The sequence below is a fragment of the Pedobacter polysacchareus genome, assembly GCF_019802255.1.
In the GTDB taxonomy this organism is placed as follows: domain Bacteria; phylum Bacteroidota; class Bacteroidia; order Sphingobacteriales; family Sphingobacteriaceae; genus Pedobacter; species Pedobacter polysacchareus.
This window is the reverse complement of sequence record NZ_JAHYSS010000002.1, coordinates 408743-432025: the sequence shown is the minus strand read 5'-3', so window position 1 is coordinate 432025 and position 23283 is coordinate 408743. Positions and strand designations below refer to the sequence as shown.

The following is a 23283-nucleotide window of genomic DNA, read 5'->3' as shown; positions in this document are numbered from 1 at the left end:
TTTTTTGGTTAAAACTTATAGCTATAGCCCAATCTGAATACCTGAGTTTCATAGTAATCTGTACTGATCAATTGAAAACCATTGCCAGAAATATTTTTTTTAATCTGTAGTGTATTCAAAATATCTGTTCCGTTTAAGAACAGCTCTCCTTTCCCTTTTTGCAAGGTCTTTTTGAATCCCATATCCAAAGAAAATCGCGAATCAATTCTTCCTTGCGGCACCAGGTCTGGTGCCAGATAGATCCCGGTCAGCTGCAGTTCTGCAAGTTTCGGAAACTTCATTAAAGCGTTTAACTTCAGGTTTCCTGAGATCAATTCATCTTTTTTTGCGGTATAAATCACAGGAACGGGATAGAGATTCTCCAGGGTAAAAGCATCAATTTTATTCTGATAAATATTTCCATTCAGATTCAGGCTAAGCCAGGAGCTCATTTGTTGCTGGGCTACCATTTCGCCACCCGTATTGCTGCTGTGCCCGGCATTTTGAAACACATTGTAAATCAGATTACTTCCAGGAGCCTGGGTGGCAATCCTGGCAATTGTACCTTCTGTATTTCGCCGGTAAGCTGCAAAATAGAAAGACCCTTTATTCCAATTGGTCTTGTAACCCAATTCCAGACTATTGGTAAACTGAGGGCGTAAACCCGGATTTCCAACTTTGATCACTTCTGGCTCATCGTATTTAGGAAAAATTCGAATGTCTACCTCATTTGGCCGGTCTACTCTACGGTTATAAAACACGGACAGCTTATTTTTGTCATCGAGTTTATAGGCGAAGCGTAGGTTTGGAAAAGGGCGCGTATAGTCGTACCCACTGCTTTTATAGGTCGGGTGATTAGGGTTTACATCATAGCTCACTTTCACATATTCCATCCTCAGCCCTGCTTCCAGTTCCACTTTTGAGCTTTCGAAAACGTAATTCCCATACAAGGCGGGAATGGTTTCTTTATAATCTGCCCAACCCCCGGCATTCACATCCAGCGGAGAATTCAGGCCAGGAAAAAACTGCATATTTACGGGAATAGTTCTGTTTCGGAATTTCATTCCTGCTTCTACCCTGCCATGTTTCAGCGGACGTACATAATCCACATTAAAATCAGCGACATGCTCGTCAGAAAGCAATTTAAAAGCATCTTCTCCAGTAAATGTGGGCATGATATTGGTGAAAAAATACTGCTCATCTTCACGGTGGAAAGTATAATTAAACCCGGCATTGAGCAGGTGCCCCGGCTGTTTAAATTTATGCTGATAGGAAGTCGTAGCTGTTGCCGTATATTTTACTTCATCTTCCAGAAACTGCCAGAGACGATACCTGCTGGATAAAGCTTCATTAAAATAAGGAATATCTCCCCTGTCAATGATCTTTTCCCGGTTAAACAAGCCTGAGAAGGAAAACAAATTGTGGTCATCGGGATTCCAGTCGGCACCAGTTTTCAGTGTCGCATAAGACGTATTTCTGTTCCGTTTCACTTGCTGTTGGATGACCTCGCCTGTGTCATAAATCCGGGTCGCAAATTCATTCCGGTTCAGGGTTTGCGTATACAGCCAGTCTGCCTGCATAAAAGTATTTAGCTTATTTTTACGATAATTGAGGGAAAGAGAGGGGTTAATTTTTGGCGTTCCCTGATATTGCGGACGAATGCCCGGCAAGTTCTCTTTTTTCTCCCAAATCGCGCCCAAACCTGTTGTTAGGCCAACTTTACCATTCCATCCTTCCTGTTTCTGCTGTTTATAGATGATGTTAATGATCCCTGCGTTGCCATTTGCATCAAATTTTGCCGAAGGATTATTGATGATTTCAATACGTTCTATGGCAGATGCCGGGATATTATCCAGTCCGTTTTGTCCACCAAAACCAGTCAATGCGGTTTGTCGACCATCAATAAGCACTGCTACTTTATCACTGCCGCGAAGCATGATTTTCCCATCTGAACTCGTGCTGATCCCCGGTAGGTTTTTCATGGCCTGTAATACAGAACCTCCTCCCTGGCTCAACTGATCTGCCATATTAAAAGTTTTCTTATCCATTTTATTGCTCAGGCTTTCTGTTTTACCCGAAATCACGACTTCTGTGAGGGTTTTAACTTCGCCCTGCATATTGATCCAGCCCAAGTCAAGGAAGGGAGTCAGCTGCCCTATTGATACTGGCTGGCGTTTAGTTTGATAACCCATGAAAGAAATGATCAAAAGATAAGTTCCACTTTTCAATTCTTCCAATTTGAAAAATCCCTGATCATCAGTGACAGTTCCAGCAATAAAACTGCTGTCTTTTACAGATTTCAGACCTACATTTACAAAGGAGAGCGGTAATTTGCTATGGCTGTCTTTGATACGTCCGGAGAGTGTAATTTTAGTATTCTGGGCATTTACGAAGGAAAAACCGAGCATCAGTAAAAAAAGTAACAGTAATCTTCTCATAAGTATAAATTAAAGGTGTAATCATCTAATGGATTCTAAGCTACCTGCAGAATCTGTGTACTTTTTGAAGTTCCAGCCAGGAACTTAACTACCAGGTTCCTACAGAATTATTCCTTATTTTTAAAATAAAAAACTATGTGGTGGATCTATGCTTTACTGTCGGCCCTTTTCGCTTCGTTAACGGCGATTCTCGCAAAAATCGGGATCAAGGGGGTGGACACCTATCTGGCTACAGCCATTCGCACCCTGGTTATTTTGGTATTGGTATGGAGCATGGTATTTTACAAGCATGCGGAAATTGGATTGGGTAGTTTATCCCGCATGAACTGGACATTTTTGATCCTTTCTGGCATTGCTACCGGCCTTTCCTGGATATTCTATTTTAAAGCCCTGCAGATAGGGAAAGTTTCTCAGGTTGCCCCACTGGATAAAGCAAGTGTGGCCATTACGATTTTACTTTCTGTGTTATTTCTTGGTGAAACATTGACAATAAAAACTGCTATTGGTGCCCTATTAATTGTTGGAGGAACATTTGTATTGATTCTATAATTTGCTCCCCTCCAGAACCATATATCACGACTGCATACCGATCGTATAACAGGACTGTACACCATGTTGGTTTAAGATTGCCGAAAAAAAATCATTCCAAAAAATAAGCGGCTGAAAAACTCCGGCCGCCTTGATTGAGCGTATTAAAATATAGTGGTCGAAAAATCCTAAAAGGGAAGATCGAAATGAGGCCTTGCTTAGCATCACGAAATACCACAAATTAAAGACGCTATACAACCATAGGTTGTTTCAAAAGAGCATCTTGAAACAAATCTTTCTATTATAATTAAAAACAACAAAAGTGATCAAAAGGGCTAAAAAACTGAATTAGTAGCAGTTAACTTAGTTTTCATATATTCCTTCGGACTATACCCGGTTTTCTTCTTAAAAGCGTTGAAAAAGGTAATTCTAGAATTAAACCCAACCATTGAGGCCAATCCTTCAATAGAATAACGCTCTAAGATCTGCTGATCGAGTAATTCTATGGCATATTCCACCCGGTAATTGTTGATTAATTCATTGAAATTGGTTTTAAACTTCCGGTTAATCAGTGCCGATAATACTTTCGGAGGGATCCCAGTATGCTTTGAAAAATCGATAATAGTGATGCCTTTCAGCAGAAAAACCTTTTCTTGTTCTAAAGCCAGGCGGATCTTTTCCAAGCCCTGATCCATTCCTTTGATGTCCAATTTGACCGTAATTTCCTGTTCAGGGCTCAAACTGGCAGCTGGCTTTTCAGTAGCTGTACTTTCTGAAAATTCGGAGCGAACTAATGGATTTCCAGGATAACCATACACCAGTTCCGGTTTAAAATTGATGTAAGCATTGAGAAACAGGATGCCTAGAAAAGCGATCAGGGAGCAGGCAAATTTAGGCCCGGAGTATTGATCCTGATTTTCTCCAAAATAAGTAAACATCATGAAACAAAAGTTACTGACCATAATGGTTGCCATGGCCATTAACGAGATGGAAAGCCAATTTTTCAATTGTGCTTTATGAATTAATTTCAGGTATTGCGGCTGTAATTTTAAAACCAGATAAAGGCAGTAGATGAGGTATCCCAATTGAATGGCCAATCTAAAAAGATAATGAAATGAAATAGGAATGATCCCTGAGCCGATGTAATTCAATAAATCCTTATTCTTGAAGATCAAACTGGCAATTTCCCGCTTTTCTGAGAGTGGCAAAATATAAAACGGAATTAAATCAATAAAATGAATCAACGCAGGAAGAAAATGGAGGTAATCGTACTTTTTTAAACCATTCGTGTTGCTCAGAGAATTCCTGATATAAAAATAAAAAAAGGGTGCATTCAAATATATTAAAGGGCTGATGACGCGGAGTAAGTGGGGATATTCTACAATAAACCCAGTATCTATCCACAAGAAATACACCAGTAAAGAGAGGTTATAGCAAAGTAGGGAAATCCCTAACATCTTATTTTTTAAAAGCTGATTCCCTTTTTTAAAAATTAAGGCCAGGCTATTGATTGTAGAAAGAGAGAGTAAAATTACGCACAATAAGTTCATGAAGAAGCGATTTATAAACCTCGGTCATGAATATTTCAGGAGATACAAATGAATTTAACAAATCACGAGAGCCGGCACAATATTATCAAAAATATAGGGCTTTACAAAAGCCGATCATTTTGTTCTTTTTGTTTTTTCTTACCATAGGTCAATAACAATACTGCAATTAATCCTTCTCTTTGTATCAAATATTTAAAAACTTATCAAAAACAAAAAAATGAAAAGATTAATCTTAGCTGTTGTAGTCTTAGGTACTACCCTTTTTTCTTTCAAATCTAATGCACAAAAGACTTGGGAAATTGACCCATCTCACTCTAAAATAGGTTTTGAAATCACTCACATGATGATCTCTGACGTAGAAGGATCTTTCAAAAACTTCCAGTCTACTATCGTTTCTTCCAAACCGGATTTTTCTGATGCAGTGATTACTTTAACTGCAGATGTAAACTCTGTAAATACTGACAACGGTCAAAGAGACGAACACTTGAAAGGTGAAGATTTCTTTGATGCAGCTAAATTCCCAACATTAACTTTCAAAAGTACTTCAGTAAAGAAAGTTGGCGGTAACAAATACAAAGTTGCTGGTAACCTTACTTTCCATGGTGTAACTAAAGCGGTGACTTTAGATGCAACTTTAAGAGGCTTAACCACTAACCCAATGTCTAAAAAACCTACTGCTGGTTTCAAAGTTACTGGAACGATCAAAAGAGCTGACTTTAAATTCGGTACTAAATATGGTTCAGCAATGTTAGGTGAAGAAGTGACTTTAACTGCAAACACTGAATTCGTACAGAAATAATATACCTTTTGTAGGGGCCATCCTTTTAAGGTCATACAAAACAACATTAAAAAAGAGGTTGGAAATTAATTTCCTGCCTCTTTTTTTTTGCTGAAATTTATATCATTTAGCGAGTTTATTCCCGAGGAGTCCAGGACACATCGTATTTATACTAAACCAAGCCAGAATTCAGCTATTTCTCAGCTAAAAAAAACGTATTTACACCTTGATTTCAGGTATTTTAATTACCTATGAAACGACTATATTGTCCTGTTTTTCCCCACAAAACTAACCTCAAATACCAGGTTAAAAAAAATAGGCTGCGTCCAGTTGGATGCAGCCTATTTCTAGGATTAAATTTATGTCACCCTATTTTATACTTATGTACTGAGCAATCTCCTATCAGGCGCTTTTCATTTTATAGCTGCCGGGAATCTATAATTTTCAGTATTGACGGAATTAATCCTTAAGTTTTCTTAACCTTAATGAAAGGTAAACCTGAAATATACCAATCACAATAAATGAGGCAGCGGTATAAAAAACAATGGTCATCCCTGCAAAAATCGGATTCCAAAGCATGATGAAAGAAAAGATCAGACCTATGATCCCTATCCCCAATAAACTGCCCCAGCTAGGTAAATGATGTTTTTTAAGTTCTATTGACCATCCTATCGCCATAATTGAGCGGAATAGAATTGCAAAACCAACATAAAATGGAAGTACTAATAAAGAAATCTGTGGATTTGCGACCAGCATGATACCGATTAGAAAATCAACAATACCACCGGCCAGCGACCAGCCCCAGTTATCCAGCGACTTTCGATTGGAAATCGCATACACCAACTCCATGATTCCGGTAAAAAGAAAAGTAACTGCAAAAAGCATAGAGAGGGTAATGTACGACTGTAAAGGCGTCATAAACACCCAAATGCCTACCAAAATTAAGGCTAAGCCTAATAAACCCAGTAAATACCAATATTTGACCGTCTTTCTGATGCTTCCTAAAACTTGTGTTTCCATAGTATTGATTTTATATTTAAAATTTGATGTCCTCGCTAAATCCATAGCCATAATGACGAACAAATCCCATAACCAATATTTTTTATGGTGAGTATAAGAGAGCGTTATCCATCACAATGACCGGGATTATGAGGACAACACAGCACAAGGAAAATTGTTTATACTTTGTGTAAATTTACTTGTTCCTGAGGATTCAAGCCAAGTACTATCGTATCTTTCACACATGATCCACTGTGCTTTACCGCAGGAACCCCAGCAGGGTTGAGCATGGAAAGTTCCGCATCCCCTAGTAAAGATTCCAGGAAATCACCCACATTTGTGGTCAGATCATTTTTATATTTATCATTGCAAAACCTCTTTAACATTCAAAAACCTCCTTTTTTTATAAAATAATTCATTTTGGGGATAGCAAGAGACGTACCAATTCTCTAAAACTATCTTTTTCAAGGGCTTTCGATTGTCAAAATTTCATATTTCTGACAAAAATTCTTGTGATTGATAACAGATGCTGTTACTTTTTCCTAAAAATCAGGGGAATAAAAATACAGAGGGCGAGGATGAAACTGAGGACTAATCCAAACACCGCCAGGACTGGCAGGTCATGGAATTTTGGCGGCCGGTTGGCAGCAATCAAAATGGCTGAGCCGATCAGTAAGGCCGACATTAGTAATGCCATCACCAATCTGTTCATCAAGCTGCTCATCATTTTTCTGGTCTGCTCCAGCTGAGGTACTTCCTGAATCACCTTCAGCTCCCCATTATTCAGCTTGCTCAATACCGACTGGAATTCTTCCGGCATGGTTTTCATCGCCTCCGTAAGCGTCCTCAGTAGGTTTAAAGCATTCTTTTTCATTTCATCCGGACTGAGTTTTCGCAAGGCGATCTTCAGAATATACGGCCGTAGGCTTTCTACAATATTTAAATCCGGCACCAATGCCCTGCCTATTCCTTCAATGAGCACAATCCCGCGAACCAGCAGATAAAGGTGGTCAGGCATCAGGATTTCATTTTGATTCAAGATCGCAGAGAATTTCGTGAGCACTTCTTTGATGTCCATTTCCTGGAGTGAAGCCCCTTCCAGCAGTGTAAAGAAACCGTGTATATCGCGTTCCAGTTGGTGTTCATCAGCTACATTAAAACGCAATGCCATTCTTTTCAGCGTCATGATCAGTCTTCTGGCATCCTGTGCCAGAAAATGCGAAATAAAATCTTCCAGCATTTCTTTTTCAATCGGCATCATACTGCCCATAGAACCGAAATCAATGAAGGCAATCTGTCCACTTTGCAAGACGATCAGGTTTCCAGGATGCGGATCGGCATGGAAAAAGCCATGTTCCAATACCTGGATCAGGTATAAATCCAGCCCATTTTCGGCAATCTCTGCCGGTTTCAGCTCCATTCCGATTAATGCCTGCTTGTCGGTAATTTTAGCCCCCTGAATGAATTCCATACAAAGGATGTTATCATTGGAAAGCTCTGGAAATACTTTGGCCAGATAAATCGATCGATGCCCTTTAAAGTTCCTGGAGAAGCGTTCTATATTATCCAGCTCATTCACAAAAGAAAGTTCATGAAAAATAGATTTTTCAAAGGCTTCGAGCACTTCTACCAGGTTAATCCTGCGGAATACTTCACTGTAACTGATCAATACTTTGGCAATATCTTTCATGATGAGCATGTCTGAAGTCACGATTTCCCGGATCCCCGGACGTTTGATTTTCAAAATAACGTTTTCCCCAGTAACCAAAGTGGCTTTATAGACCTGTGAGATCGAAGCAGAAGCAAAAGGCAATTCATCAATATGAGAAAAATAAAGTTCGGGATCGATGTTCAGATCTTCAGCTAATAGCTCCTTTACAGCGATCGGCTTTGCCTCCACATTGTCCTGCAATTTCTGCAGTTCAACAATCATTTCCTTTGGTAAAAGATCTTCTCTGATGCTGAAGGCCTGTCCGAATTTCACGTAAGTTGGCCCAAGCTCTTCTAAAGTCATCCGAATCCGCTCATAAACCGTTAAAGAAGCAAACTCATTGCTGCTGTCATTGTTGGTATAGTTCAACAATTCGCCAAATCCATATTTTGCGAGAATTTTGACTAATGAAACGGTTCTTTTGAGTTTTTTCTTCTGATTTACCATCATAAATTTCAGATATTTTTCGTTTAACAACAATCAAATATCTGGCCATTGTTTCAGGAAAAAGCTTTAAATCTTAGTATTGTAATACTGGTCGGATACTGGTCGGGTAGAGATCGGCCTTAATATAGGGTTCGGAAGGGGTTCCGATAGGGTTCGGATAGGGTTGCTATGGTCTTTGCTATCCAGACCCTATCGGAACCCCTTCCGAACCCTACAGGACAGCAGGTGTCATCCCGAACACAAGTAGGTCTTTTCTGCGGCTATTTCCAGTGATTTAGCCCCAAACTACCTCAATTTATCTAAAAAATTAAGATCATCATTCCGCTTCATCTTTCCTTAAAAGAAAACACAAAGACAGGCGCCCTATTCTCGGAGAAGCGCTTATCTTTGACAAAAAAATATTCATAGCTATGAAAAGCATTCTAAAATCCGCCTTCATCATCGGTCTGACTCTTTTTTCTTTGACCAGTTCTGCACAGCAAAAAATGCAAAGCCTGGAACAGCTCATCAACACTACGGACCCAGCATGGCCATTGGTTCAAAAATGGCTGGATTCCGCAAAAAATAAAGTTCAGGTATTGGAATGTGATTCAGTACTCGCTAAAACTGCCTTATACCAGGCACAAGTATCCACTTATGCGACTTTAGGCGCAGTAATTTACCATACCGGAGGAATTATGATCGACAATGGCTGGCTGAGGATTTTAGGATCAGGCAGCGCCAAGCTGAGCCGCTCTGTACCGGAATGGAATAAAGGGAAAAGTATTAAAGAATATGGTGAAAAGCCTGATTTCACCCTGGTTGCAGATGATGCGATCGGTGGTTTCTTTGCCATCAATTATGGTGCTTTTGGTTCGGATATAAAAAGTGTCTATTACTTAGCGCCAAACAGTCTGAAATGGGAATCTTTAGGTTTAGGTTACACTGAATTTCTACGTTTTTGCCTGGATGGTGACCTTTCTGATTTTTACAAAGGTTTAAGGTGGTCTACCTGGGATCAGTTTATTGCCAACCTAGATGGCAATAAATCTTATAGTTTCAGACCGTACTTATGGACCGAAGCAGGAATGGACATTGAAAAAGTGTCGAGAAAACTCGTTCCTACAGAAGACCTTTATAGGTTTAACATCACGAAACAAAAAGAAGTTAACCCAGCAGGGGTAATTGAAAAACATTAAAACAATTTCTCTTCAATAAATGTATAGCTATTAAGCAACACCTGTGTTAAATAAATATACATTATGAAGAAAAGATACTATTTTCAACTGCTGGTCTCGGCGCTTTTATTTAGCTGTCAGAGCAAAACCACAGGCGATAAAGGCGATGCCATTTACTTTGGCGGCCCAATTTTAACGATGGAAGATGCAGCACCTACTGCAGAAGCCCTAGTAGTTAAAGACGGGAAAATCTTATTCACTGGAAAAAAGGCAGAAGCCGACAAATATGTAGGCGATAAAACTGAACTTCATGATCTCCAGGGTAAAACACTAATGCCTGGTTTTATAGATGCACATGGCCACCTGACTTCCAGAGCAGGTATGGAATCCGCGATAGACCTGGGTGCTGCACCTTATGGAACGGTAAATTCAATTCCAGACATGCAGGCAACCATCAAAAAATATATTAAAGACCATCCGATGCCGCCAAATACCCCATTATTGGGCAATGGTTATGACGATGCTTTAATGGTTGAGCATACCAATCCAACTTTGGCGGAAATGGATGCCATTTCCGATACACACCCCATTTTAGCCTTACATGCTTCCGGCCATGTGAGTGTAGTGAACACTGCCATGCTTAAACTTCTAGGCATTGCTGAAACCGTTAAAGATCCTCCTGGTGGTCATTATGGCCGCGATAAGAAAACAGGAAAGCTAAATGGAAAACTGGAAGAGAATGCCAATTTCATGGCTTTAAATAAGCTGATGACGATGCTGCCAGTACCTAAAGTAAAACCAGGAGAAGAGTCTATGGCCATCCAAAACCTGATGAAAGCGCAGGATGAGTGGTTAAAATATGGACAAACTACAATCTGCGATGGTAGATCGATGAGCGAAAGCATTCCACTTTTAAAAGAAGCCGCAGCTAAAAAATTACTGATTGCCGATGTGGTCTATTTCCCGGATTACGATATGTATAAGGATAAAATCGATGATTTTAAACCGGAATACATGAAGTATACGAATCGCTTAAAATTAGGTGGCTTTAAATTTTCTTTAGATGGTTCTCCGCAAGGAAAAACAGCCTGGCTAACCATTCCTTACCTAGTACCTCCGGTAGGTGCCAGTAAAGACTACAAAGGATCTCCTGCTTTTACGGATGACTTCTTATACAATGGCTTGAAAAAGGTATTCCAGCATGGCTTTACCGCACAGCTGCACGTCAATGGTGACGCAGCGATCGATCAGGCACTGGGCGCCTTTAACAAATTAAAAGAAGAAGGCGTTTACAAACCTGAAATGCGTGCCACCTTAATCCATGTCCAGAACAGCAGACCAGACCATATTCAAAAGATTAAAGATACTGGTGTATTGCCTTCCTATTTCTCTACCCATGTGTACATCTGGGGAGATTGGCATTATACCAGCGTTTTTGGTCCGGAAAGAAGCCAGTTTTTAAGTCCGGCAAATTCTGCGAGAAAAGCAGGAATCAGCTTCACTATTCATCATGATGCACCAGTTACGCCCCCTGATTTGCTGACCGCCGTATATGCTGCTGTAAACAGAAGAACGCAATCCGGCAGGATATTAGGACCAGATGAAAAGATTACTCCTCTGGAAGCTTTAAAAGCGATCACCATCAATGCGGCTTATCAGTATCAGGAAGAAGACCGTAAAGGCTCGCTGAAAGCAGGTAAACTTGCAGATTTAGTGATTCTTGATCAAGATCCGACTACGATAGATCCTTTGAAAATAAAGGACATTAAGGTCACTGAAACGATTAAAGAAGGCAAGACCGTTTACAAACAAAAAATTTAAACCGTTTTTCAATTGTAGCAGGGTCTCCCCTTAAGGGAGGCCCTGTTTTGTTTTCCTGCTTATTTCATAGAATGGAAGCCGATGGCATTGCCTTCTGAGTCCATACAAACGCCGCAAAATCCATACTCTCCGATCGACATTTTATCGTTCAATACTTTTCCTCCCGCGGAGACTACCCTGGAGATCTCTACGGCACAATCTTCACAGCTGAAATAAACCAATGTCCCGCCAAAGCCTGGTTTAAACATACTTGACTTTACCAATGCACCACTGGTTCCCGGAGCAGCCATATCCCCCGGAAAAGAAACCATTTCATAAGCATCTTCGCAATCTTTTTCTATGTCCATACCTGCTGGTATAGGCATCGCTTCTAATTTTACTGCCAATACGGTCTCGTAGAATTTCTGAGCCCTTGCCATATCTTCCACGTAAATTTCTGTCCATCCAAAAGGATTTTTTGCTGCTGCCATTTTCTTAGGTTTTAAATCATGAGGTTCTATTGAGCCTCTGCTCAACTATACTAATATCAGTATTTTACCAGAAAAACCATGAGGCTAAACGAGACAAAAGAAAGGGGGTTTTGAGTCCATTTATGGATAGAAACCAATCAAATCTCCGATGCATCAAATGAAACATTTCAAAACAATATTCAGACCATAGTATTATAATAGTAGTATTGTTTTTTAAAAGGATTAAGACATTTAAGAAATGACGGAACTCGAAAACCACCTGCATCATTATTTCAGCATTGGACAGCACGATTGTCAGAAGTTAGCTGCGCTCTTCCAGGAAGAAAAACTAGCTAAAGGAGAATTTTTCCTGAAAGTCCAGCAGCAAAGCAATAGGCTGAGCTTCATCGCGCATGGTCTTTTGAGGCTGTTTGTCGCCCTGCCAGATAAAGAAGTAACCCAATGGATCGCCAGCAGCGGAAATTTTGTGACCGATCTTTCCGGATTTCTGTTCCGAAATCCAAGCAGATGGAACATCCAGGCGCTTACCGATGTCACTTTATACACCATCAGCCATGATCAGTATTTAACACTTGGCGATCTGATCCCGAAATGGAACGAGTTTGAAAAGCTGTTTATTGGGAAGTGTTTTGTCACACTGGAAAACAGGATGTTTAACCAGATTTCCTTATCCGCAGAAGAACGTTATCACCTGTTATTTGAACACCACCGCGAATTGTTCCACCAGGTGCCACTGCAATACCTGGCTTCTATGATGGGAATGACCCCAGAAACCTTGAGTCGCATCCGCGGAAAAAAAACTTCTTGATTTTTGTCAATTCAAAAATGAATGTTCCTGCCCTACCTTTGACCTGACCCATTAAAAAAGATAAGGTGATGAGTAAAAAAATGAACCTCAATATTCAAGTGGAAGAAGCAGCCATCACTGCGCTGGCCATTTATTTTCTTTCTCAGCATGCGCTGGGGCTTTCCTGGTGGATCTGGATACTATTATTCTTTAGTCCGGATGTTTCGATGATCGGTTATTTGTTTGGTACAAAAACTGGTGCGGTCACTTATAACCTCTTTCACCATCGGGCGATTGCATTGATTGTGGTGGGTATCGGATTTTTCAGCAAACAGGAACTATGGACCAGTATTGGTATCCTATTGTTTGCACATTCGTCTTTCGACAGGATGCTGGGCTATGGGCTAAAATACAGGGATTCCTTTAAACATACCCATCTGGGGACAATATAAACCATAATTAAAATCCGGCCAGCTGCAAAACAACAAAGCAGGAATTCAACCTGAATTCCTGCTTTGTTGTTTTGGGCAAATGATACAATATAGCTGTTTCTCCAGCGCATGCTCATTAGCGCTCTGCTCTGAACGTATTTGACATTAATTTCCTTGGGCGCTTAGTTTTGAAGGGCTCATCAGCAGTCTGACTTGCATTACCTTGCAATTCCTGAGAATTGAAGCGATTTTCCCTCACTGTTCTCGGTTTCTCTGCTCTATCTTCATCCGCTAGCTTAACGCTAATCTTTCTGCCTTTCAGTACCATGCCATTGATCGCAGCAATCGCTCTATCGGCATCTGCCTGCTCTTCCATTTCGATAAAACCAAAGCCTTTATGTCTTTGGGTAAATTTGTCGGTTAACAAATGTATGCTGTGTATGTTTCCATGAATGCTGAATATATCCATCAGATCAGCTTCCTGAATATCTAGTGGATAACCCACCACAAATAATTTTACCATGATTTTAATTTTAATAATCTTGCGCTGCTTATGCAGCATATCCACTAGAGCTAAAACACAAATGGTATCAGCAGCTGATAAGGACTTCTTTTAAGAATAGCAGCCGATCAGGATGGTCAGAAAGCAGGAAAGCCTTAGATTTCTCTAAGGCTTTCCAATATACCGTTTCTCCGGATTACTCTTATTTGCCTTTGCTCTAGTTGTTAATGGCGCAAATTTAGTGAAAAATAACCTGCTTTTGTGGCTTTCATGATCAGTATTTTGAAAACGAATAACTCAGTCCCAAACTACATATGCCGTGTAATGAGTAAAAATATAGCTGCTAACCGAGAACGATAGGCAGCCACCTTGTATGCTGAGGGATGAAAAATATTATATAGATTTGAATCCTCGTCTACTAAACCAGTTCGAAAAAAGGAGGGTTACAATTTAATTTTAATAAAAAAATTATGAATAAAGAGAAAACAACCTGTAGCATTCATGGCGAACAAGAGGTCGGATTACTTTGCACGCATTTAGCCCATAGCTTATTGGATCAATCTCAAGTAGGATTTCATGAATATAACGACGACGATTTAGGTCGACCAGATGCTTGGTGCAATGAATGCGCAGGCAAATTATCAAAAGTTACCAATGATGCAGAACAAGAGCAATGGTTTTTGGGATGTGATTACAAAATATTGTGTGTTGCATGCTGGGATGAAGCGAAAGCCTTAAACATCTAAAGACAGTAATCTACATAGTTAATGCTTGTATGTTCCAAACAAACGATCCCGAATAGAGGTATAAAAACCAAAATTTTGTCGTTCATTAAGGTGATGCTGATTGTGAAATGCGGTTGTTCCGATAAACCATCGTTCCAGCCTTTTATACTTTGTGGTTAAAAACCATTCCTTTTCTGAAAGCAATAAACGGATTGCTGCTTACCTTGGTTTCTGAACAAGAACAGCGTCCTCTATAAACCCGATGAATTAAAACGCATTGCAGGCAATGCATTGGTTGCGCTAACATTAATGATAGCCGAAAGCAAATCTGATGAGAAGGAAATAATGGTGAAGGTAATTGTGAAACCAAAAAAGCCTTAGATTTCTCTAAGGCTTTCCAATGTACCCGGAGCCGGAGTCGAACCGGCACGGTTTCCCACAGGTGTTTGAGACCAGCGCGTCTACCAATTCCGCCATCCGGGCATTTGCTTCTTTAGCGGGTTGCAAATATAGGAACTTGTTTTATAAATGCAAATTTTTATTTTAGTTTTCTTCTTTTAACTTTTTGTCCACTATAAATGGTGCAAAAGGAAGTAAAGAAGCGGCGCCAATCATGGCTACTTTTTTAAAATTCCACTTATACTCTGTCCAGGCCATGATTAGGATCACGATGTACATCACAAACAGTAAGCCATGCGCCCAGCCGGTATATTTCACCGCTAGCGGCATATCAGCCCAATATTTCAATGGCATTGCTATAAATAACAACAGCAGGTAAGACAGCCCTTCAGCTACGGCAACTTTTCTAAAAATGGATAGTGTGTTCATATAAATGGGTTTGAGCTCAAAAGTACCTCAAACAAACATTGTAAAAAAGCCCGAACAGGCTTTTTTACAATGCCGTAACACCTTATGCGGCAGATTCTGCCTTTTTGATACTTTCCCGGATTCGGTATAAGTATTTATTGCGGTAATATAAATCTTTTATAGCGGACAGGATGCGAAGCTGGGCTTCCTTATCCTTAAGTTCAAAAGAAGTCGTCAGGGCAGCGATTTGATCACTTAAGCCCTTTTCTATTTCGTCTACCTCAGTTTTTAAGGCGGCTAAACGCGCTGCATCCGGATCAAATTGTAAATCCATCAGTGCCTCATTCACGTCCATCATTTCCATTAGAAAAGACTGAGGAAGGCTATAATTCTCTCCTTCGACCAACTGTCCTTTCAATTCCAGGATGTAATGCACCCTTTTTTGAGGATTACTTAACACCTGGTATGCTTTATTATTGATCGTACTCAGTTCCAACACTTCTGCTTGTTTCTCCTCCGGTTCATTGATATAGAAATCCGGATGATACTTTTTGCTCAGCTCATAAAACTTTCTCTTGATCTCCGCAGCATCGGGATGAAAAGTAACGGGTAAACCGTAAAATTCAAAGTAATCTACCATTGCTTTAAGGTTTGAAGAACACTTTGAACAAGTCGTTCCCCAATACGAAGACCATTAATGCCAGTAACATCATGAAGCCTACCATTTGTGCACGCTCCATAAATTTATCACCCAGTGGTTTTCCCTTTACCATTTCAATCAATAGAAATACTACGTGTCCACCATCCAATGCTGGAATAGGTAGTAAGTTCATAAATGCCAATGCGATGGAAATAAAGCCTGTTGAAGCCCAGAACCTAGCCCAGATCCACTCACCGCCATAAACCTTACGTGCGATCTCTACAGGACCTGAGAAGGCTTTATTGGCATTGATTTTTCCGGTTAATACTTTCCAGATTCCTTTCGCATTGTCGCTGAAAGTTTTCCATGCCTGATCTACTCCGATAGGAAGCGCTGCAAGCAAGCTATATTTGATAGTTTCCTGTTTAATCTCATTTGGGTTAAAGGCAAAGCCGATGGTACCTGCAGTGTCCACAGGAATCTTTAGATCTAAAGCTGTTCCCGCACGGTTGATCGTAAAATCAGTCGTTTTACCTTTGTTTTTTAAGATCAGTTCGCGAACATCAATGTCACTTTTAACAGGTTGTTGGTTGATGGCCACAATCTGGTCACCTTTTAACACACCTGAAACAGCAGCAGGTTTGCCTGCAATCACACTATCGACCGTTGCCGTTCTTAGTGGCACACGGCTAATAAAGGCTTCAATTCCCTGGTCAGATACTTTATTCAAGATGTTATCAGGAACTTTAATGTCTAAGGTTTTATTACCTCGAACCACTGTCAAAGTGGTATTTCCAAGCAATACTTTAGAGCTGATCAGTTCTTCAAAACGAATCACTTTCTTGCCATTTACAGCAATTACCCTATCTCCTCTTTGTAAACCGATTTCTTTACCGATCTCTCCAGGATTAATTCCTACCAGTACAGAACTGTTTGGAATGTATGTTTCTCCATATTTGAAGGTCATCATCCAGAAAATGAAGATACCTACCACAATGTTGACAATTACACCACCTAACATCACAATCAGACGTTGCCAAGCTGGTTTAGACCTGAATTCCCATGGCTGCGCTGGTTGTTTCATCTGCTCAGTATCCATCGATTCATCGATCATCCCTGCAATTTTCACATAACCACCTAAAGGCAGCCATCCTATTCCGTATTCACAATCACCACGTTTGAAGCTAAATAATTTGAAGCCCCAGGCGTCAAAGAACAAATAAAACTTTTCTACTTTAATCCCAAAGGCACGTGCCGCCAGAAAATGTCCTAATTCGTGTAAAATTACCAGTATCGATAACCCTAGAAGCAACTGGGCTGCCATAATCAATCCGCTCATATCTTATATTAATGTTTTAATTTTGATTCGTTAATTCTTATTTTGTTACTAGTTGATTCGCAAATATACGCGTATGCTGATCTGTTTCCAGATAATTCTCCAGCCCTGGTGCCTCGATAAATGCAATCCCTTCCATACATTTTTCTATGACCTCACTCATCTCCAAAAAGCCGATTTTATCGTGTAAAAACGCGTTTACTACCACTTCATTGGCCGCATTAATGATACATGGCATATTCCCTCCTTTTCTCAAAGCAGTATACGCCAGGTCAAGATTTCTAAAGGTTTCGTTATCCGCCGGGTAAAAGGTCAGTTCCGGGTACTCCAGAAAGTTAAAACGCTTAAAATCCGTACTTATTCTTTCCGGGTAAGCTAAAGCGTAATGAATTGGCAGTTTCATGTCGGGAACGCCCATTTGCGCCTTCATAGAACCATCTTTAAATTGCGCAATAGAATGAACTATCGACTGTGGGTGTACGATGACATCAATCTGATCGGCTTCCAGGTCAAATAACCATTTCGCTTCAATCACTTCCAATCCTTTGTTCATTAAAGAAGCAGAATCTATAGTGATTTTGGCACCCATCACCCAATTCGGGTGTTTTAAGGCTTGTGCTTTGGTTACATTGGCTAGAAACTCGCGGTCTTTCCCTCTGAAAGGGCCACCAGAAGCGGTCAGGTAAATCTTTTCGAGCGCTTCATTTCCTTCACCTACCAGGCATTGGAAAATTGCGGAATGCTCTGAATCCACAGGAATGATCTTTACCCCATGTTTTTTCGCTAAGCTGGTAATCAAATCACCAGCCACTACTAAAGTTTCTTTATTGGCCAGGGCGATGTCTTTTCCAGCTTCAATCGCAGCGATGGTTGGTTTTAAACCTGCAGAACCTACCACAGCGGTCAGTACCACATCTACTCCTGCTAAAGCCGCAGCTTCACATAGAGCAGCTTCACCCGCCAATACTTTGATTGAAGTTCCTGCCAGGGCAGTTTTCACCGTCAGATACTGACTTTCATCACCAATTACAACAAGCTCAGGCGCAAATGTTAAAGCCTGACTGATCAGTAAACTGGCATTGCATTGAGCGCTTAACGCTAACACCTTGTATAATCCAGGGTTTGCCTGTACTACCTCCAAGGCTTGAGTGCCTACAGATCCTGTAGACCCTAATATTGATATGTTCTTCAATTAAATTCTCCCTGTTCTTCGTCTGTCTGACGAATTGTAAAACTACTTAAAACCTCTGCAATCTTCCTGTCATTTGATAAACGGGGCACTTTATTCTGTCCACCCAGCTTACCTTCCGCCCTCATATAGTTCACAAAAGCGTCTTTTTGAAGGGAACGAATGATTAAAGGTTGCAATATTTTACCCTCAATGAGGTCAAAATAGTAAATATTCTTCTTTTGTAAGGCCTGATCTACCTTTTTACTGAAAGCCAGCAGGTCTTTTGGCGCAGCCGAAAACTCTACAAACCACTCATGGTAAGGCAATTCTCCATGCGGGGTATTCACTTGCGGCGCCACCGTAAATTCAGTGATACCTACCCCTTCTTCATTGGCCACGGTTAAAAGTGCATGTTCCACCTCTTCGCCGATTACATGTTCTCCGAAAGCGGAGATAAAATGCTTGATCCTGCCCGTCACCATAATCTTATAAGGATCTTTGGAGACAAATTTAACAGTATCTCCGATGCTGTATCCCCATAAGCCCGCATTGGTATTCAGGATTAAAGCATAATTTTTTTCCAGCTCCACCTCTCCCAAGCTCAAACGCGTCGGATTTTCATTGTAATATTCATCAACTGGTACGAACTCATAAAAGATCCCTGCTTTCGCCAGTAATAACAAACTTTTATCCTTCTGGCTATCCTGATAAGCAATAAACCCTTCTGAAGCCGGATAAGTTTCGATCGCATCAATTTTTCTGCCGATGCTTTCTTCGATTTTTGAGCGGTAAGGCTCGTAATTCACTCCTCCATAGACGAAAAGACTGAACTCAGGGAAAATATCTTTGATCTTTTTACCACCGGATTTCTCCTGCAGCTTATCAAAATACATCTGCACCCATGGCGGAATGCCCGAGATCAGCGTCATATTTTCCTGAATAGTTTCTTTTACGATCGCATCTACTTTCTCTTCCCAATCTTCAATACAATTGGTTTCATAAGAAGGAAGCCTGTTTTTCTGCAGGTATTTAGGAACAAGGTGTGCGACAATGCCCGACAAGCGGCCTACGTTAATGCCGTTTTTCTTCGTCATCACCGGACTGCCTTGTAAAAAGATCATTTTTCCATTGATGAACCCTACCTTACCCGTTTCATGGATGTAGGTTAATAAAGCATTCCTTGCCGCCCTGATGTGCTCAGGCATGGATTCCTTAGAAATAGGAATGTATTTTACGCCAGAAGTAGTGCCTGATGTTTTCGCGAAATACTGTGGTTTACCTTTCCACATCACATCGGATTCCCCGGCCACTACCCGATCAATATAAGGCCTTAAAGCTTCGTAATCCCTTAAAGGAACCTGTTTTTTAAAATCTTCATAGCTGCGGATTTCCCCGAAACCATGGTCTTTACCGAAAGCCGTATTTTTTGAGGAATCAATGAGCTGCGCAAGAATGGTCTGCTGCGCAGAAACTGCATTTTTTTTCCATTTATTGATGCCCCTGACTACCAGTGCCGCAAACGGTTTACTTAATGCCGCTTTTAATCCCATAACATTTCTTAAACGATGTTGTGTAAAATATCAGGATGTTCATCTCCTTTATATTCTTTAACCATTCGGCGATACGCCACTGTGACTAAAGCTGTGGAGAATGGCACCACAATAAAGGAACTGAAAATAGCTGTAAATAAAGAAACGTAAGAGTAAATCTCGTAGTTAAAAATCAAACTGATCAATTGAAAACCACTCACCACTACGATATAGAAAAACCCGAATACAATTGCCTGAATCAGTACAAAGCCTCCGAAAATGAACAGCAATTTAATGAAGTTCCCTTTGGTAGTGGCTAAACTTAGCTTAATCGATTCGAACGGATGTACATGTTTATCGATGATAAAGAAAGGGAAGAAAATAATCCTGATGAAGGTAAAGAAGATGCTTAATATCGCAATCGCGACTGCAATATTGACAATCACTTTACCCGCAGCCGTGAAATTACCGATGAATCCCTGGTTCACGGCAAACTTTAAAATCAGGTCTAAAACGTACAATACTGGCAATAGCAAGATGCCTACCAGGAAAATACTGATTCCAAAATACACAGTACCTACCAGGAAACGAATGATCTCTGTTCTGGTGGGTAAAGTTTCAATTATTTGAATGTCCCTGTCGTCTTCCTTATCCAGCAGGCGGAAAATGTATTTCAACAGGGAAAGGTTAACGATACAATATAATAACACGAAGATCAGCAGCATCACTACCCTTACGCCAGTTGGGAGTTCTCCCATAAAGAAGGCCATAAAAGTAGAGGTGGAAACGGTTATAAAAACCAGAAAACACAGGGTGGCAATAGAAAAATAATTGTCGCGCGTCACGATCCAGGCCTGCATGATCACATCCTTCACCGTAAACGTACTCTCCTTTAAAAAATTTATCATGGTTGTTTAAATACTACACGCTTAAAAAAATCTTGCATAAACCCTAACCCATAAGCGGTTAGTTGAATGAATGATGCAATGATACTAAAAAATGCAACTTTTAAAGATTTGTTGACTTGCCAGGAATGAAAAAAGATCATCGCAAAGTACAGCAACAATATAAAGTTACAGATAAAGGCCAATGGTGGCCAAACGAAATTCATCAATATTGTAAAGATCACGCCACAGGTAAAAACTGCAGGGAAGAAATGTACCAATTTCAGTTCCGAAGGAAAATGCTTGTAGATATTGATCCTTGCCCTGCCAAAAAAGTGGAGCTGTTTATAAAACTGCCCGAAGCTGGTTCTTCGCTTATGAAAAACTTTAGCTGCAGGAATGAGTCCGATCTTAAAGCCATTTTCATGGATTCGGATGCTATATTCAATGTCTTCTCCTAAACGCGTCAGAATAAAACCACCAACTTTCTCCCATACCGCTCTGGAAACTCCCATATTGAAGCTTCTAGGATGGAATTGGCCGATGTGTTTCTTATTTCCCCTGATCCCTCCGGTGGTAAATGGAGAAGTCATGGCGTAACTGATCGCTTTCTGAACCGGCGTAAAAGTCTCATGTGCTGCATCCGGACCGCCATACGCATCCAGATGGTGCTCAAAAAGGTAGTCTTTTACTGTTTCCAGATAATCCTCAGGAATCAGACAATCAGAATCAAAGATGACGAAGTAATCCCCTTTGGCACGCTCAAAACCATAGTTCCTGGCGAAACCTTGTCCGGCATTAGGCTTAAAAAAATACTTAATGTCCAGTTTATTCTCGTATTTCGCTACAATGGCTTTCGCATCATTGGTAGAGCCATCCTCGATCACCAGCACCTCAAACTGAAGGTAAGTCTGCTTCGTTAAGGTACTCAGCAATTCATCTATTTCCTGCGGACGATTATATAGCGGGATAATTATAGAAAAAAACATGGCTTAAAGTATCTCCTTTTCAATCAGATAAGCATTTCTTTCCGGTGCATTTCTGGTCACCAGTTCTGCCACAAATCCAGTAAGGAACAGTTGAGAACCTAAAATAATGGCCACTAATGCAATGTAAAACAAAGGTTGGTCGGTGATTTCCCTTTTATAAGGAATCAGCATCGCGATATGGTATAATTTTACACCGATCATCCAAAGCGCCATGATGGTTCCCAAAAGGAAACTCAACACCCCTAATGAACCAAAAAAGTGCATTGGTCTTTTACCAAACTTGCCCACAAAAAAGATCGACAATAAATCCAGGAAGCCGTTTATAAACCTGCTCAGTCCGAATTTAGTGACACCGTATTTCCTTGCCCTGTGTTCTACCACCTGCTCACCGATCTTTTTAAAACCGGCCCATTTTGCAATTACAGGAATATAACGGTGCATTTCTCCGTAAACTTCGATGGTTTTCACCACCTCTTTACGGTAGGCTTTTAAGCCGCAATTGAAATCATTCAGCTGAATTCCAGACATTTTTCTGGTCGCCGCATTGAACAATTTAGTAGGAATAGTTTTTGAAATCGGATCGTAACGCTTTTTCTTCCATCCGGAGATGATGTCCAGCTTTTCTTCTTTGATCCTGCGGAATAATTCCGGAATCTCATCGGGACTATCCTGTAAATCTGCATCCATAGTGATGATGACATCACCCTGTGCCGCTTCAAAAGCAACATTCAGCGCCGCTGATTTACCATAATTCCTCCTGAATTTAATGCCTTTTACCGCATTAAACTGAGTTTTTAATTCTTCAATCACTGCCCAGGAAGTATCGGTACTTCCATCATCAACAAACAGGATTTCGTAAGAGAAGTTATTCGCTTCCATCACCTTAGCAATCCAGGAAGTTAACTCCGGAAGAGACTCTTCTTCATTATATAAAGGAACTACAATAGAAATATCCATGACTTAATAACGTGCTAAAAAAAAGCAACGTGCAAATTTCATCAAATAAAATGATAAAACTGCACGTTGTGTATTTATAAATACATAGGTTAAATTACTTTAATCTACGTCAAAGGGTCTTTCCTTCTTGAAAACTGCGGCGCCAATTAAGCTCGCAACCAAACCTATAATGGTATAAGTCATCGCGGTTCCAAAACCAACAAACAGTCCCATATAAGGGCGCATCATTTCTACACCTTTCACTTTTTGCTCATCACCATCCGCTTGCTCAATTGCAGCGGCAAGCAACTCATCAGTAGCAGATTTATCTACAAAATAATAAATCACCTGTACCAGAAAAAGCAATAATCCAGCGTAAGCAGCCACTTTAAATCCAGCAGAAAAACCGCGGTTAAAGGTCATATAATCCCCTAATTCCTTTTTATGGTTCGCTTGTACATAGACAATCGCTAAAAAGAAAGGCACATAAGACAACAACTGGCTCACTACTTTAGAAGCGGTAGACAAATGTGTATTTGCTGGACTGATGTTCAGAAATTTAAACACAAAAATCAATACAAAAAAGTATAAAGCGAAAGCAATAGCTGCCTGAAAAGCCAGTTTATTAGGCTTCTTCTCTAACTCAATTAAGTTTTGGTGCATATATA

Annotated in this window: 24 protein-coding genes and 1 tRNA gene; 7 read left to right on the top strand and 18 right to left on the bottom strand. The window is 40.4% G+C overall.

The window, feature by feature from the left end:
- Positions 1 to 8: 8 nt before the first annotated feature.
- Complete coding sequence (locus K7X70_RS05765; RefSeq protein WP_222536152.1) at positions 9 to 2417, bottom strand: TonB-dependent receptor; 2409 nt, start codon at positions 2415 to 2417, stop codon at positions 9 to 11.
- Between the two features lie 135 nt (positions 2418 to 2552).
- Here K7X70_RS05765 and K7X70_RS05760 point away from each other — a divergent pair, with 135 nt between their 5' ends.
- Positions 2553 to 2966 (top strand): EamA family transporter, encoded by a 414-nt coding sequence (locus K7X70_RS05760; RefSeq protein ID WP_222536151.1) that lies wholly within the window; start codon positions 2553 to 2555, stop codon positions 2964 to 2966.
- Between the two features lie 314 nt (positions 2967 to 3280).
- Here the strand turns inward: K7X70_RS05760 and K7X70_RS05755 are convergent, their stop codons facing one another.
- Positions 3281 to 4495 (bottom strand): helix-turn-helix domain-containing protein, encoded by a 1215-nt coding sequence (locus tag K7X70_RS05755; RefSeq protein WP_222536150.1) that lies wholly within the window; start codon positions 4493 to 4495, stop codon positions 3281 to 3283.
- Between the two features lie 217 nt (positions 4496 to 4712).
- Here K7X70_RS05755 and K7X70_RS05750 point away from each other — a divergent pair, with 217 nt between their 5' ends.
- Positions 4713 to 5294: a YceI family protein gene (locus tag K7X70_RS05750; protein ID WP_222536149.1), complete on the top strand. Its 582-nt coding sequence runs from the start codon at positions 4713 to 4715 to the stop codon at positions 5292 to 5294.
- 438 nt (positions 5295 to 5732) lie between these two features.
- Here K7X70_RS05750 and K7X70_RS05745 read toward each other — a convergent pair whose 3' ends face one another.
- The 3 genes from K7X70_RS05745 to K7X70_RS05735 form a co-directional block, all read right to left on the bottom strand.
- Positions 5733 to 6293 carry an HdeD family acid-resistance protein gene (locus K7X70_RS05745; RefSeq protein ID WP_222536148.1) on the bottom strand — a complete coding sequence of 187 codons (561 nt, stop codon included), beginning with the start codon at positions 6291 to 6293 and terminating at the stop codon, positions 5733 to 5735.
- 158 nt (positions 6294 to 6451) lie between these two features.
- Positions 6452 to 6658, bottom strand: a complete 207-nt coding sequence (locus K7X70_RS05740) for a hypothetical protein (RefSeq protein ID WP_222536147.1) — start codon at positions 6656 to 6658, stop codon at positions 6452 to 6454.
- 146 nt (positions 6659 to 6804) lie between these two features.
- Positions 6805 to 8433: an ABC1 kinase family protein gene (locus K7X70_RS05735; protein WP_222536146.1), complete on the bottom strand. Its 1629-nt coding sequence runs from the start codon at positions 8431 to 8433 to the stop codon at positions 6805 to 6807.
- Between the two features lie 407 nt (positions 8434 to 8840).
- Here K7X70_RS05735 and K7X70_RS05730 point away from each other — a divergent pair, with 407 nt between their 5' ends.
- Both K7X70_RS05730 and K7X70_RS05725 read left to right on the top strand, forming a co-directional pair.
- Positions 8841 to 9608 carry a DUF2625 domain-containing protein gene (locus tag K7X70_RS05730; protein ID WP_222536145.1) on the top strand — a complete coding sequence of 256 codons (768 nt, stop codon included), beginning with the start codon at positions 8841 to 8843 and terminating at the stop codon, positions 9606 to 9608.
- A gap of 63 nt (positions 9609 to 9671) precedes the next feature.
- On the top strand, positions 9672 to 11408 hold the full coding sequence (locus K7X70_RS05725; RefSeq protein WP_222536144.1) for an amidohydrolase: 1737 nt from the start codon (positions 9672 to 9674) through the stop codon (positions 11406 to 11408).
- Positions 11409 to 11467: 59 nt separating this feature from the next.
- On the opposite strand, the gene K7X70_RS05720 is transcribed toward K7X70_RS05725, so the two are convergent.
- On the bottom strand, positions 11468 to 11878 hold the full coding sequence (locus K7X70_RS05720; protein WP_222536143.1) for a VOC family protein: 411 nt from the start codon (positions 11876 to 11878) through the stop codon (positions 11468 to 11470).
- A 238-nt stretch (positions 11879 to 12116) separates the two neighbouring features.
- Between K7X70_RS05720 and K7X70_RS05715 the strand changes: the two genes are divergently transcribed.
- Together K7X70_RS05715 and K7X70_RS05710 are read left to right on the top strand one after the other, a co-directional pair.
- Positions 12117 to 12686 carry a Crp/Fnr family transcriptional regulator gene (locus tag K7X70_RS05715; RefSeq protein ID WP_222536142.1) on the top strand — a complete coding sequence of 190 codons (570 nt, stop codon included), beginning with the start codon at positions 12117 to 12119 and terminating at the stop codon, positions 12684 to 12686.
- 68 nt (positions 12687 to 12754) lie between these two features.
- On the top strand, positions 12755 to 13117 hold the full coding sequence (locus tag K7X70_RS05710; RefSeq protein ID WP_222536141.1) for a DUF4260 domain-containing protein: 363 nt from the start codon (positions 12755 to 12757) through the stop codon (positions 13115 to 13117).
- Between the two features lie 115 nt (positions 13118 to 13232).
- On the opposite strand, the gene K7X70_RS05705 is transcribed toward K7X70_RS05710, so the two are convergent.
- Complete coding sequence (locus K7X70_RS05705; protein WP_222536140.1) at positions 13233 to 13619, bottom strand: RNA recognition motif domain-containing protein; 387 nt, start codon at positions 13617 to 13619, stop codon at positions 13233 to 13235.
- Positions 13620 to 14068: 449 nt separating this feature from the next.
- Between K7X70_RS05705 and K7X70_RS05700 the strand changes: the two genes are divergently transcribed.
- The gene (locus K7X70_RS05700) at positions 14069 to 14344 is read left to right on the top strand and encodes a hypothetical protein (protein ID WP_222536139.1); all 276 of its coding nucleotides are present in this window, start codon (positions 14069 to 14071) and stop codon (positions 14342 to 14344) included.
- Positions 14345 to 14362: 18 nt separating this feature from the next.
- Here the strand turns inward: K7X70_RS05700 and K7X70_RS05695 are convergent, their stop codons facing one another.
- From K7X70_RS05695 to K7X70_RS05645, 11 genes are all read right to left on the bottom strand, one after another.
- Positions 14363 to 14527 (bottom strand): sterol desaturase family protein, encoded by a 165-nt coding sequence (locus K7X70_RS05695; protein ID WP_255606929.1) that lies wholly within the window; start codon positions 14525 to 14527, stop codon positions 14363 to 14365.
- Between the two features lie 199 nt (positions 14528 to 14726).
- A tRNA-Leu gene (locus K7X70_RS05690) sits at positions 14727 to 14806 on the bottom strand.
- A gap of 60 nt (positions 14807 to 14866) precedes the next feature.
- Positions 14867 to 15151: a DUF3817 domain-containing protein gene (locus K7X70_RS05685; protein WP_062547243.1), complete on the bottom strand. Its 285-nt coding sequence runs from the start codon at positions 15149 to 15151 to the stop codon at positions 14867 to 14869.
- An 82-nt stretch (positions 15152 to 15233) separates the two neighbouring features.
- Positions 15234 to 15770: a Fe-S protein assembly co-chaperone HscB gene (hscB, locus tag K7X70_RS05680; protein WP_222536138.1), complete on the bottom strand. Its 537-nt coding sequence runs from the start codon at positions 15768 to 15770 to the stop codon at positions 15234 to 15236.
- Between the two features lie 4 nt (positions 15771 to 15774).
- Positions 15775 to 17109 carry an RIP metalloprotease RseP gene (gene rseP, locus K7X70_RS05675; RefSeq protein WP_222536137.1) on the bottom strand — a complete coding sequence of 445 codons (1335 nt, stop codon included), beginning with the start codon at positions 17107 to 17109 and terminating at the stop codon, positions 15775 to 15777.
- Positions 17110 to 17146: 37 nt separating this feature from the next.
- Entirely contained in the window at positions 17147 to 18298 is a 1152-nt protein-coding gene (locus K7X70_RS05670; RefSeq protein ID WP_222536136.1) for a 1-deoxy-D-xylulose-5-phosphate reductoisomerase, read from the bottom strand.
- Positions 18295 to 19827: a GH3 auxin-responsive promoter family protein gene (locus K7X70_RS05665; RefSeq protein ID WP_222536135.1), complete on the bottom strand. Its 1533-nt coding sequence runs from the start codon at positions 19825 to 19827 to the stop codon at positions 18295 to 18297. The genes K7X70_RS05670 and K7X70_RS05665 overlap by 4 nt, the downstream gene beginning before the upstream one ends.
- An 8-nt stretch (positions 19828 to 19835) precedes the next feature.
- Entirely contained in the window at positions 19836 to 20714 is an 879-nt protein-coding gene (locus K7X70_RS05660) for a hypothetical protein (protein WP_222536134.1), read from the bottom strand.
- Complete coding sequence (locus K7X70_RS05655; RefSeq protein WP_222536133.1) at positions 20711 to 21679, bottom strand: glycosyltransferase family 2 protein; 969 nt, start codon at positions 21677 to 21679, stop codon at positions 20711 to 20713. The genes K7X70_RS05660 and K7X70_RS05655 overlap by 4 nt, the downstream gene beginning before the upstream one ends.
- Positions 21680 to 21682: 3 nt before the next feature.
- A complete protein-coding gene (locus tag K7X70_RS05650; RefSeq protein ID WP_222536132.1) occupies positions 21683 to 22636 on the bottom strand; it encodes a glycosyltransferase family 2 protein in 954 nt (317 codons plus the stop codon).
- A 99-nt stretch (positions 22637 to 22735) separates the two neighbouring features.
- Positions 22736 to 23278, bottom strand: a complete 543-nt coding sequence (locus K7X70_RS05645) for a DUF4199 domain-containing protein (RefSeq protein WP_062547235.1) — start codon at positions 23276 to 23278, stop codon at positions 22736 to 22738.
- Between the last annotated feature and the right edge of the window lie 5 nt (positions 23279 to 23283).